This is a genomic window from Candidatus Poriferisocius sp. (assembly GCF_965202595.1).
Classification (GTDB): domain Bacteria; phylum Actinomycetota; class Acidimicrobiia; order Acidimicrobiales; family Bin134; genus Poriferisocius.
On record NZ_OZ241836.1, the window covers coordinates 1,112,836 to 1,124,818 of the forward strand.

The 11,983-nt window shown below is 64.9% G+C and carries 10 protein-coding genes and 1 pseudogene; 7 read left to right on the plus strand and 4 right to left on the minus strand.

Annotated elements, in window-relative coordinates; translation table 11 throughout:
- Positions 1–100: 100 nt before the first annotated feature.
- Positions 101–1,906, minus strand: a complete 1,806-nt coding sequence (locus tag ACOGXC_RS05410; protein WP_419919684.1) for a flavin-containing monooxygenase — start codon at positions 1,904–1,906, stop codon at positions 101–103.
- 20 nt (positions 1,907–1,926) lie between these two features.
- On the opposite strand from ACOGXC_RS05410, the gene ACOGXC_RS05415 reads away from it, so the two are divergent.
- Positions 1,927–2,385 (plus strand): cupin domain-containing protein, encoded by a 459-nt coding sequence (locus ACOGXC_RS05415; protein WP_419919685.1) that lies wholly within the window; start codon positions 1,927–1,929, stop codon positions 2,383–2,385.
- A 140-nt stretch (positions 2,386–2,525) separates the two neighbouring features.
- Here ACOGXC_RS05415 and ACOGXC_RS05420 read toward each other — a convergent pair whose 3' ends face one another.
- Entirely contained in the window at positions 2,526–2,993 is a 468-nt protein-coding gene (locus ACOGXC_RS05420) for a YbaK/EbsC family protein (RefSeq protein WP_419919686.1), read from the minus strand.
- Positions 2,986–3,870 carry an MBL fold metallo-hydrolase gene (locus ACOGXC_RS05425; protein WP_419919687.1) on the minus strand — a complete coding sequence of 295 codons (885 nt, stop codon included), beginning with the start codon at positions 3,868–3,870 and terminating at the stop codon, positions 2,986–2,988. The genes ACOGXC_RS05420 and ACOGXC_RS05425 overlap by 8 nt, the downstream gene beginning before the upstream one ends.
- A gap of 176 nt (positions 3,871–4,046) precedes the next feature.
- On the opposite strand from ACOGXC_RS05425, the gene ACOGXC_RS05430 reads away from it, so the two are divergent.
- The 3 genes and pseudogenes from ACOGXC_RS05430 to ACOGXC_RS05440 form a co-directional block, all read left to right on the plus strand.
- Complete coding sequence (locus ACOGXC_RS05430; protein WP_419919688.1) at positions 4,047–5,120, plus strand: hypothetical protein; 1,074 nt, start codon at positions 4,047–4,049, stop codon at positions 5,118–5,120.
- 110 nt (positions 5,121–5,230) lie between these two features.
- Entirely contained in the window at positions 5,231–5,536 is a 306-nt protein-coding gene (locus ACOGXC_RS05435) for a hypothetical protein (protein WP_419919689.1), read from the plus strand.
- A 12-nt stretch (positions 5,537–5,548) separates the two neighbouring features.
- Positions 5,549–5,779: pseudogene (locus tag ACOGXC_RS05440) on the plus strand (UGSC family (seleno)protein); the annotation flags it as partial.
- Between the two features lie 105 nt (positions 5,780–5,884).
- Here ACOGXC_RS05440 and ACOGXC_RS05445 read toward each other — a convergent pair.
- Positions 5,885–7,093, minus strand: a complete 1,209-nt coding sequence (locus ACOGXC_RS05445) for a phytanoyl-CoA dioxygenase family protein (RefSeq protein WP_419919690.1) — start codon at positions 7,091–7,093, stop codon at positions 5,885–5,887.
- 110 nt (positions 7,094–7,203) lie between these two features.
- On the opposite strand from ACOGXC_RS05445, the gene ACOGXC_RS05450 reads away from it, so the two are divergent.
- The 3 genes from ACOGXC_RS05450 to ACOGXC_RS05460 all read left to right on the plus strand — a co-directional run bounded on the left by ACOGXC_RS05450 (position 7,204) and on the right by ACOGXC_RS05460 (position 11,922).
- Positions 7,204–7,926 carry an NUDIX hydrolase gene (locus tag ACOGXC_RS05450; RefSeq protein WP_419919691.1) on the plus strand — a complete coding sequence of 241 codons (723 nt, stop codon included), beginning with the start codon at positions 7,204–7,206 and terminating at the stop codon, positions 7,924–7,926.
- Positions 7,923–9,374, plus strand: a complete 1,452-nt coding sequence (locus ACOGXC_RS05455) for a hypothetical protein (protein ID WP_419919692.1) — start codon at positions 7,923–7,925, stop codon at positions 9,372–9,374. Before ACOGXC_RS05450 ends, ACOGXC_RS05455 begins: the two co-directional genes overlap by 4 nt.
- Positions 9,375–9,513: 139 nt before the next feature.
- The gene (locus ACOGXC_RS05460; protein ID WP_419919693.1) at positions 9,514–11,922 is read left to right on the plus strand and encodes an HAD-IC family P-type ATPase; all 2,409 of its coding nucleotides are present in this window, start codon (positions 9,514–9,516) and stop codon (positions 11,920–11,922) included.
- The last annotated feature ends 61 nt before the right edge of the window (positions 11,923–11,983 follow it).

Below are 11,983 nucleotides of genomic sequence, written 5' to 3' on the forward strand. Positions count from 1 at the left end.
ACACCAGGCCCTCGAGAGCACCCTCATATCAGTTCAACACCAGGCCCTCGAGAGCACCCTCATATCAGTTCAACACCAGGCCCTCGAGAGCACCCTCATATCAGCTCAGCACCAGGCCCTCGAGAGCACCCTCGTCGCGCCAGGTTCTCAGTAGCTTGAAGAACTCCTGGGCACCGCCGCCGTAGGTGCCACCGAACCAGCCGGGGCCTTCGTCGGGCTTGCCTTCGTTGTTGTAGTAGCCAGGGGTGCATGACTCCAGGAAACCGGCCCGGCGGTAGGCCGATTCGAGGATGAGCCGTACCCAGTCGGCCTCGGCCTGCTCGGTGGGCTCAACGGTTTCGGCACCGGACGACAGCACCTGGTTGATGATGTAGGCCACGTGTTGACTCTGCTCGTTGTAAAGCTCGGTGAAGTTGGGGGAAACCCCCGACTGGATGCCGCCCATGTGAAGCAGGTTGGGGTATCCCCGGCTGATTACACCGTGGAAGGTGGACATGCCGTCGCTCCACCGCTCGGTCAGCGTAACTCCGCCCCGGCCGTGGATGTCGCAGCCGGCCCGGTGGGAGTAGTCGGTGCCCACCTCGAACCCGGTGGCGAATATCAAGCAATCCAGCTCGTACTCCCGGCCGCCTGCCACCACCCCAAGGGGGGTGATGCGCTCAACCCCCCGGCCATCGGTGTCCACCAGCGTGACGTTGGGACGGTTGAAAGTGGGTAGGTAGTCGTCATGGAAGCAGGGGCGCTTGCAGAATTGACGGTAGTAGGGCTTGAGCGCTTCGGCGGTGGTGGGATCTTTCACCAGCTCGTCAACTCGTGACCGGATCTGTTCCATCTTCTGGAAATCGGCCAGCTCCATGGCTTCGGCCACCTCTTCGGGGGTGCCGAGGCGCGCACTCTCCCCCAGCGCGGTGAGGTTGCGCAGGATGTCGGTCCAGCCGTCGCTGACCAGATCCTCCTCCTGCATGCTGCCGGCCACGATGTGGCCGAAGTTCTCGATACGGTGTTGTTGCCAGCCGGGTTCCAGGGTGGTGGACCACTCCGGGTCGGTGGGACGGTTGCCCCTCACGTCGATGGACGACGGGGTTCTCTGGAATACGTAAAGGTGCCGGGCGGCCTCACCCAGATGGGGGATGCACTGCACCGCGGTGGCTCCGGTGCCGATCACCCCGACCACCTTGCCGGACAGCTTGGTCAGGTTCCCGTTGGTGTTGCCCCCGGTATAGCTGTAGTCCCACCGGCTGGTGTGGAACGAATGGCCCTCGAAAGTCCCGAGGCCGCTGATGCCCGGCAGCTTGGGCCGGCTCAGCGGACCGATGGCCATCACCACGAACCGGGCCCGCATCCGGTCCCGGTGGTTGGTGTGCAGCACCCACCGGTTGCCGGCCTCATCCCAGTGCATCTCGTGTACGCGGGTGCCGAAGCAGGCATCCCGGTACAGGTCGAAGTGGCGGCCGAGTGATTTGCAGTGCTCCAGGATTTCGGGACCGTAGGAGTACTTCTCCTTGGGCATGTAGTCCAGTTCCTCCAGCAGGGGCAAGTAGATGTACGACTCGATATCGCATTGCACTCCGGGGTACTGGTTCCAGTACCAGGTGCCGCCGAACTCGGCTCCGGTCTCGATCATCCGGATGCTCTCCACCCCGTGCTGGCGCAGTCGCGCTCCCGCCAGCAAACCGCTGAAACCGGTGCCGATTATGGCTACATCCACCTCATCGGTGAGCGGGGCCCTGGTGATGCCGGCATCCGCGGGATCATCCAGATAGCGGGAGAACTTCCCGTCCGTAGCTACGTACTGGTCGTTGCCGTCGGCCCGCAGGCGCTTGTCCCGTTCCTGGCGGTACTTGTCCCTGAGGGCGCTGGGATTGAAACCCATTTGAGTGGCGGTGGAGGAGAGGTCGCGGGTCATGGCTCACTACGATAGGGTTCATGTCCTTCGAGGCCCGATTTGATCTACGAGGAGTTGACTGGACCCACATGGAGGGAGGTCCGGAGTTCGACTATCCCATCGAATACGATGTGGCTGTCCTCGGCTCGCAGCCAGATCATGGTTCACTCGACCTGCTGGTGCGGTTCGCCCCCAATTCCCACTGCCACTTCCACCGCCATGTGGCCGCCACCCGCACCCTGGTGCTCCAGGGTGAGCATCACGTTTTCGATGTCGAGCCCGGCGGCGGGATCGTCCACAAGGTCAAGCCCGCTGGTACCTATGGCCAGAGCCCCGGTGGGGAGGTTCACATGGAGCGGGGCGGGCCCGACGGGGCCATCGTACTGTTCGCCCTGCACTCCCCCACCGGCGTGCTGTTCGAGTCGCTCGACAGCGACCGCAACATCATGGCCGTTTCCACCATCGAGTCGATGGCCGAGGGGCCTCTCATGGGCGGCTAGCCCGAACTTGTTGGATCGCGGACCTCATCGGATTACCGAACTTGTTGGATCGCGGACCTCATCGGATTACCGAACTTGTTGGATCGCGGACCGGATACGAATCGCGATACCGGTGCTCGCCTGCGCTATCCGGTTCTTTCCTACCGCCGGGCGAAACCCGCGGTCACCGCCCTAGCTGTGGTGGCCAGCAGGGTCGGGGCAATGGGAAAGCAAGAGTTGGGGGTTCCCGCCGCGGCCCACACGGTGTCGTAGGCCAGCAGATCCTCGTCGATCCAGGTGGGCAGCGGGTTTACATGCCCGAACGGAGGGGTGCCCCCGATGGCAAAGCCGGTGGCCGACCGAACGGTTTCGGGGTCGGCCAGGCTTATCCGACCCCCGACCAGCGCTCCCAGGCGGTCGGTGTCCACCTGGTTGGTTCCCGAGGTGAGGGCCAGAACCAACCGGGACGGAGAGGCGAACACCAGTGACTTCACGATCTGGCCCAAATCGCATCCCACGGCGGCAGCCGCATCGGCCGCCGTCCGGGTGCTCGCCGGGTACTGCACCAGTGCTACCGGAACCCCGAGTTCCCCCGCCGCCGCCCGGAACCGCTCGATTCCATCAGCCATGGCTGGTCACGGTTCCGGGGGAGGATCCCGGTGCGGGGGCTTGGAACACCCAACGGTTGCCGGTGCGGGACAGGTGGCCGCAACCGGGGCCGGCGAAGTGGGTGCCGAGGATGAGCACGCCGGAGTCGGCGTAGCGTTCCCGGAACTCCACCCGGGTGGCGGAGGCTCGTGACGGATCGTCGTCGGCGGTCATGATCCAATCCGGGGCGGCGAACTGCACCGGATGGTGGACCAGGTCACCGGTGATTACCGCCTCCTGGCCCCGGGATGAGATTTGGACGCTGACATGGCCAGGGGTATGGCCCGGCGTGGGCATGAGGCGGATCTCGCCGGTGACCTGGTGGTGACTGTCCACGAGGTCGGCCAAGCCGGCCTCCATTACCGGCTGCACAGCGTCGCCAAAGGTTACCGCTGCCCCCTCCGCCCCGGAGTCCCAGTAGTCGTACTCGGTGCGGTTGAACAGGTAGCGGGCGTTGGGGAAGGCCGGCACCCACTTGGCATCCACGAGGATGGTATTCCAGCCCACATGATCAAAGTGCAGGTGGGTGCAGAGCACCACATCGATATCGGGGGGTTCATACCCGGCGGCGGCCAACTCGTCGAGGAATCCGGTGCCGAGGTGGCTCATCTGGGGAACCATCTCGATGGGCCGGTTGCCGATGCAGGTGTCCACCATCACGGTTTGGCCCTCGGACTCCAGTACCAGGGCGTGAATGGACAGCGGCAGGTTGCCGGACTCCTCCATGAAGTGGGGTTTCAACCAGTCGGCGTTGGCCTCGAACACTGCCATGTCGGGGTTCGTGTACATGCCGGTGGCGGGGACGCTTTGCAGGGTCTCCCGTATCAGGGTGACCTTCACGTCACCGATTGGCATCATGTCCGGGTGACCTTCACATCACCGATTGGCATCATGTCCGGGTGACCTTCACATCATCAATTGGCATCATGTCGGCCATGCTCATCCTCCAAAGATTATGCACTGGCCACCGGGGGCGAGCCATCGTGGATGGGAGGATGGGCAGGTTCGTATGGTTATGAATGTTATGGGTATGAATGGGTGAGGATGAGCCGGTGATCGCCATGCCTGCTGTTCAAACCATCGAGGAATGGGTGGAGCTGGCTCATACCGAGGGGCTGACAGACGGGTTGCCGGTGTATCCCCCCACCCGAGCCGCGGTGGATGCCCTGGTGATGGCCTCGGGCCGGGATCCCGGCCTGTTGCTGGGAGCCATCCCCCCGAGGGGCGGGGCGGCCACTGTAGAAGTATTGGCCGCCAACGCGGCCATGGCCGGATGCCGGCCCGAGCATTTCGAGGTGGTGCTGTCCGCCGTCGAGGCCATGCTGGAGGATCGTTTCAACCTGCGAGGGGTGGTCACCACTACCCACCCGTGCTGGCCGTTGATCATCGTGTCGGGACCGGTGGTCGAGCAGTTGCAAATGGCGCATGCCGAGTCGGTGTTCAGCGGTGGTGGAGCTCACGCCGGTGCGGCTATCGGCCGGGCGGTCAAGCTCATCTTGTGGAACGTGGGGGGAGCCACTCCCGGCGAGCCGGTCAAGGAGGTTTTGGGGCATCCCGGCCGTTATGCCTTCTGTGTAGCCGAGTCACCGGCCGGCCCGTGGCCTCCCTTGCACCAGGCCCGGGGGATAAAAGCCGGCAGCGGGGTAACGGTGTTCGCTTGCGAATCCCCCACCAGCGTGGCCCTGTGGGGAACGGACGACACCCCGAGCAATCGCCTGGCCCAGTTGGCCGATGCCATGGCCCTCAAGGGGGGCAACAACACCCACACCATGGGCGAGATCCTGGTGATCTTCACCCCCAACGAGGCCCGTCACCTGTTTGAGCAAGGTTATGACCGGGAGGCGGTGCAACTGGATCTGTGGCAGAGGGCCCGGCGGCGAATCGGGGATCTGCTGGCCCCGGGACTCCCTCCCTACAACTGGTGGCCGGCCTGGGTGGATGCCGGCGACCCCGACACGCTGGTTCCGGTGACCGAGCGACCCGAGGACATCCACGTGGTGGTCACCGGGGCCGAGTCCATACCCTGGATGGCGGTGTGCGCCGGCTGGGGAAACCTGGGAGGCCATGCCGTCAGCCGGGCGCTCGACGAGGGCACCGGGCAGGATTGAAAGCAGTTGGTTGGGTGATCAACAAGGTCGGGGGGGGGGGGGCAAGTGATCGGGGCCAGAGAAGTGCAGGCGTTCTGGCGTGAATTGAAAGTGTTCGGCAAGATCGGGGGATGCAAGTGATCGGGGAGTTGGTGGATCCTCGAGGAGTGGTGATGATCGGCGGGGCCGGGTTGGCCGCCCGGCGGGGCCATACCCGGGGACCGCTGATCATCGGGTTCCTGGTCAACGAGTTCAATCCCTCGTCAGGGCCCGACTTCACCCGTTATACCGAGGTGCTGGAGCAAAAGTTCCGGCATCGTCTGGACGTGACCGCGGTGATCCGCCGGCACAAGCCGCTGCTCAGTCGACCGGCGGGTGATGAGATGCTGGCCTCGTTCCGGGCCTGCGCGGGGGTGGTCAACGGTCTGGCCAAATGAGGCTCATGCACGTCGGGCAGTGTGCTCGATGCCGTGAACCTGGAGAAGTTGGGCATCCCCACCGTAACTTTGGTCACCGAGCCGTTCACCGTGGCTGCTGGCACCGTGGCCCGATCCCTGGGCATGCCCGATGTTCCCCGGGTGGCGGTACCCCATGATTATCTCACCGAGAGCGACGGCACCATTGCCAGAAAACTCGAGCCCCTGGTGGATCGAATCCTGGATCAACTGCTGATCCGCTGACCGGATTGCCCGGCGGTGCTGCTGTCTGGTGGTTTCGCTGTCCGGCGGTTTCGCTGTCCGGCGGTTTTGCTGTCCGGCGGTTTTGCTGTCCGGCTGGTTGGGCGATCAGCCGTCCAGAGCCTGCATTTCCTCAGGGCTGCGGATGCGGCCGCCGTCGCGGAAGAGGATGTCGTTGTAACCCTGGCCGGGGGGAATGAACTCGGCCCAGAGGGCCTTGTGGTAACTGATGTAGACCGTCCGGCGTCCCCCCGATTTGGGGGCAGCGGTGGGAGGAGGGGCGGCGTGCATGGTGTGGCCGAAATGGACGGTGACATCGCCGGGTGAGGCGTTGATGGCCACCGTGGGCCAGTTGTCGCGAACCTGGCGGGACCGGTTGGTGGAATTGTAGGAACCGGCCAGGAAATGAAGTCTGCCGTTGTCCTCGTTGCATTCATCGAGCTGGATACCCACGTTGGCCGTGGGGCAGGTTATGGAGTGTCCCCCGGTGCCGCAGTCCCGGTGCCAGGGCAGGTCCGCCAGCCCCTCCACGATCCGGGGCAGCTTGATGACCACCGATACGCCATCACCCCTTTCGGGATAGGCGGCGAGATCATCCCCGGCCAGCGCGGCGATGGCATCCAGCCGACGATCGTCGGTCAACCCGAACATCAGTTCACTGCGGTCATCCATATGGGTGACCCGGCAGCACACCTCCTCACCGTCGGCGTTCACCGCCCACCAGGAACGGTGATCATCGGGGGTGGCCAGACTCCTCAGACGCTCCACCTCCTCCCGCAGATCCTCCACCTCCCCGGCGCTGAAGACCCCCCGGATGTGGAGGAATCCAGCTTCGGTTAGGAACCGGCGCATCTCCTCGGGATCATCGTCGGGAGCAAAGCTGCGGTCCAGGTCCACTGTGGGGGTCCATCCCTCATACAGGGGGCGGCCGTGGTACATGGCCAGCAGCACCGGCTCGAAGTCCTCGAACAGTCCGAAGTCGCCCCGAACCATTACTGCGGCCTCGGCATATAGCAGGCCGACCCAGGTCCACAGCTCGGCCACGTAGTTGCACCAATCCTGCTCGCTCACCTCCACCACTACATCGGCGTCGTCGCCGGGTCGGATCTCCACATCATCCTCGCCGACTATGTAGGTCACCGAACGCCCGTCGATCAGCCGCCACGCGAAGCTCTTGGCCAGGGCCCCGGCTCCGATGCCGGCGGCCAGAGGCCCGTTGCCCGCAACCAGGCGTCGAGGCAACTCAACGGTGTGGAAGGAGTCGAAGTCCAAGGAGTCGAAAAAAGGAAGTCGAGGTGCGTGTTCCACAACAGCCATGGAGGCACTCTACCCAAAACTACCCCCTATCCAAGCAACCCCTTGGGTAGGGCCCTGCCGGCGGGGACCATGACAGGGAGGCTAGGTCAAAAGGCCGTAGGGTGGTGGGGATGGCTGAACAGGGTCACCGGTTAACTGGCTGGGCCGGTCGAGACGAAGAGGCTCCGGCTCTGGTACCCGCGGCCACCGTGGTGCTTTTGAGAGACGCTCCTGGCGGCTTGGAGACCCTGATGATGAGGCGCAGTTCCCGGCTCAGCTTCGTCGGTGGAATGTGGGTGTTCCCCGGCGGCCGGGTGGACGACGGTGATTACCCTGCCGACCAACCCGACGACATTTTGCGGGCCAGCCAGGCGGCCGCGGTGCGGGAGGCTGCCGAGGAGGCCGATCTGGCTGTCGCCGCCGACCAGCTTGTGCCCTATTCCCATTGGGTGCCCCCCACCACGATTCCCAAGCGATTCGCCACCTGGTTTTTTCTTGCCCCCGCACCCGCTGGTGCGGTGACCGTGGACGGGGGCGAGATAAAGGAGCACGCCTGGTGGCATCCGGCCGAGGCCCTGGACCGCCATGCCGCCGGGGAGATCGAGATCGTTCCTCCCACCTACATCACCATCATGGAATTGGCCGAGCACCCCACTGTCGCCGATGCCCTGGCTGCTGCTCACCGCCGGGCCGAAAACATCCCTCACTACGTTACCCACATCGCACTGGACGGAAAGGTTCCGGTGTCGTTGTGGCACGGCGATGCCGGATACGACACCCATGATCCCGGTGTTCCCGGCTCCCGTCACCGGCTCACCCTGGCGGAGGGTGGTTGGCGGTTCGAGCGGACATGAGCGATTGCGTTCCCCTCCAAGCAGTGGCCCCCCGCCGGGCCGCGAAATTACGGGCAAAGCGGTGGCGTATCGCGAGTTGCGTTCCCCTCCAAGCAGTGGCCTCCCGCCGGGGGGTGGTTCTGTTCACGGCCGCCGTGGTTATGGCGATCATCGGTGCCTGCGGGTCTGGTTCCCCCGGCTCCCCCGGCTCCCCTGCCGCGGTCACACCTCCGGTAGTCTCCGAGCCCGGATTCGCGGTCACGCCGTACCCTGATCCCGGTTCGGTTGTCCATGCCGACCCGGTTTACCGGCTGGACGGCAACCGGATAACAGAAGGCTCCGGGTTGGGTACCGGGTTCATTAACCAGGTCACTACCAAGGACTTGAGCCTGGATGATGTCCCCACCTGGATAACCGGGGCCAGTACCCCGGCAGGGGATGTCTGGGTGGTAGCCCTGGCTGACGGAACGACAGTGGGCTACCGCGTACCGGTTGGTGGGCAGCCGGTGGAGATCGACATTGTCGGCGACCGGCTGAACCCCGGCCAACCGCCGATGCTGGCCATCCAGGGAAACTCGGTGCGCTTGGCCACCACCCCGGCCAACGCACTGTCCAGCGGTGTCCCGGTGTATCTCAACCAGGACCGCACCGCCTATGTGGACAACCTCCAGCGGTTCACCGTCCTGGAGGCCGACGGCACGCTGTGGCGCCCCGATCTGGAAGTGCTGCCCGACACCCGGATGGTTCAGGTCAGCCCGGAGAAAGTGCTGTTACTGGCCGGACCCACCAACCGCTATCCCCATTCCGCCCTGGGTGACAACCTGGAGGCCACTTCGGTGGTGGCGGTCACGGTTGGGGTGAACGAGCTCGAAACCATCTACCGATCCGGGGATGATGTCATCGAGACCATCGCCCCCCTGCTGGCCGATGTGGACGGGGACGGGATCGATGATGTGGTGCTCACCGTCAGCAACGATGCCGGAATCAGGATCGTGGTTGTTTCGAGCACCGGCGGAGGCGTGGTGGCAACCAGCGATCCCACCGACCGCCTGCTGGGCTGGCGGCAGCTCATCGCGGTGGGACCGCTGGGACCCGACGGGGGGACCGAGATCGCCGAGATCCTCCATCCCAGCACCGATGGCTCGGTAAGGTTCCTCAAGCGGAACGGACCCGGCCTGGATGTGGTCGCCCAGAAAGTTGGCTATCGATCCCACGAATTCGGAACCCGCAACCTCGAGCAAGCCCTGGTTGTAGACGCCGATCGGGACGGCCATCCGGAAGTGGTCGTTCCCACCCTGGACCGGCAATCCATGGCCGGGGTGCGTCACGCCCCCGATGGGGCGGCGGAGATGTGGGTTCGCCCTCTGGGGGGGACGCTGGCCACCAACATCGCCGCTCTCACCCGTCCCGACGGTACCTTATCCCTCGCAGCCGGAACCCGGGAAGGTTCGCTGCGTATATGGCAATGAGCACCTGGCTATCCGGTAGTGCGTATATGGCAATGAGCACCTGGGTATCCGGTAGTGCGTATATGGCAGTAAGCACCTGGGTATCCGGTAGTGCGTATATGGCAGTAAGCACCTGGCTATCGGGTAGTTTCCCATCCTGATGGCCTCTGCTACTGCCTTCGATCCGCAAGCAGGACCGGACCCTGTTCTGGGACTCACCAGCGCCCAGGTGGCGGAGCGGGTTGCTGGTGGGCGCACCAACAAGGTGCCGGACGCCCCGGTGCGCACGCTGCCTCAGATCTTGCGGGCCAACGTGTTCTCCCCCGTGAACGGCATAATGCTGGTGCTGTTCGCGGCCATTCTGGTGGCTGGTTTCCCCCGTGACGGGCTGTTCGTAGGGGTGGTGATATCCAACGCCATCATCGGAGTGGCCCAGGAGATTCGGGCGAAACGAGAGCTGGACCGCCTCGCGGTGCTCAGCGCCCCCAAGGCTCGGGTGGTACGCGACGGGGACATCCACGAGGTTGGGGTTAGCGAGGTGGTGGCCGAGGAGGTCCTGGAGTTGACCCCCGGGGACCAGGTGGTGGTGGACGGGGTCGTTCTTGCTTCCACGGGCTTGGAGGCCGACGAGTCATTGCTCACCGGTGAGGCCGATCCCATCGGCAAGGATGTTGGTGATGAGCTGCTGTCGGGCAGCTTTGTGGCCGCCGGCCACGGGCGGTACCGGGCCACCCGCATAGGGGCCGAGTCCTATGCCAGCTCGCTGTCGGAGGAGGCCAAGCGTTTCTCACTGGTCAACAGCGAGCTGCGCCGGGGCATCGACACCGTGCTGTGCTGGCTCATAGTCATCATCCCCCCGGCCTCGGCACTGCTGATCCTGGTACTGCTCGACACCGAGGACCGTTGGCAGAACGCCCTTCAGGGTACGGTGGCTGCCGCCGTGGCCATGGTGCCCGACGGTCTGGTGCTGCTCACCAGCCTCTCGTTCGTCGCCGGAGTGGTGGCTCTGGCCCGCCGGCGGGCGCTGGCCAAGGAGCTGGCCACCGTGGAGTTGCTGGCCCGCATCGACATGCTGTGCCTCGACAAGACCGGCACCATCACCACCGGCCACATCAGCCTCAGCGGGGTGGAAACCCTGCCCGGCGTGGATCCGGCCGTGGTCGCCACCGCACTCGGAGCCATGGCCCATGCCGATGAGGCTCCCAACGCCACCATGCTGGCGGTTCGCGATGCTTACCCCACCCCCGATGGCGGTGGCTGGGCACCGGTGGGAACCACGCCTTTTTCCAGTTTCCGCAAGTGGTCGGCCGTTGAGTTCCGTCACAACGGTGCCTTCTACTTCGGTGCTCCCGACGTTATCGCCGGTGACCATCCCGAGGTTATGGACCGGGTGGTTGGACACGCCGAAACGGGACGGCGCACACTTCTGCTGGCTCACGATTCCGAGCCACTCACCGGCGATGCCCTGCCCGAGAACCGGACACCTCTGGCTTTGATCCTGCTGGAGGACACCATCCGTCCCGACGCTCCCGAGATTCTGGATTTCTTCCGCGAGCAGGGGGTGAATCTCAAGGTGATCTCCGGTGACCACACCGCCACGGTGGCCGCCGTGGCCCGAAGAGCCGGCATTCCCGACTCCCACGCCTGCTTCGATGCCCGGGATCTGCCCGAGGACATCGACGAGATGGCCGGCGTGCTGGCCGGCAACACGGTTTTCGGTCGGGTCACCCCCCGCCAGAAGCAAGCCATGGTCAGGGCACTCCAGTCGAAGGGTCACACCGTGGCCATGACCGGTGACGGGGTCAACGATGTGCTGGCTCTGAAGAACGCCGACATGGGTATCTCCATGGGCAGCGGATCGGCTTCCACCCGGGCGGTGGCCCAACTGGTGTTGCTCGACAATTCGTTCGCCACCCTGCCCGAGGTGTTGGCCCAGGGACGCAAGGTGATCAACAACGTGGAGCGGGTGGCCAACCTGTTCGTGACCAAGGCTTCCTATGCCGTGCTGCTCACGGTGCTGGTGGGGATGTTCACGGTGGAGTACCCGTTCCTGCCCCGCCACCTCACCCTGGTGGGCACGTTCTCCATCGGCGTGCCCGGCCTGTTCTTGGCCCTGGCCCCCAGCACCGAGCTGATCCGCCCCGGCTTCTTGGTCCGGGTGTTGCGGTTTTCCCTGCCGGCCGGCGGCCTGGCCGCATTCGCGTCCTTCACCGTCTATGAGATCGCCCGCCGCCACGATGAGGTCACCCTGGGTGAAGCCCGCACCGTGGCAACGTTCACCCTGCTTGGGGTGGGGCTGGTGATCCTGGTGGTGATCAGCCGCCCGCTGCAACCGTGGAAGATCGGGTTGGCCGTGGCCATGGCCGGGGCATACATGGTGGTGATGGGGTGGCCGTGGATGAGGGAGTATTTCGCGCTGCACCCTCCCCCGCTCTGGATGTGGGGACCGACCATGGCCGCGGTGGCCATTGCCGGTGCCGGTGTGGTCACCATTCCCCGGGCCTTGAGGAGATACCAGGATCGGTTGCCGGGGCCCGGAAGAAGTAGTCGGGGTTACCAGGGGCGTTAAAATTGTGGCTGCGGACGAAAAGGGGCGGGTGGTTTACCGGAAGAAGTAGTCGGGGTTACCA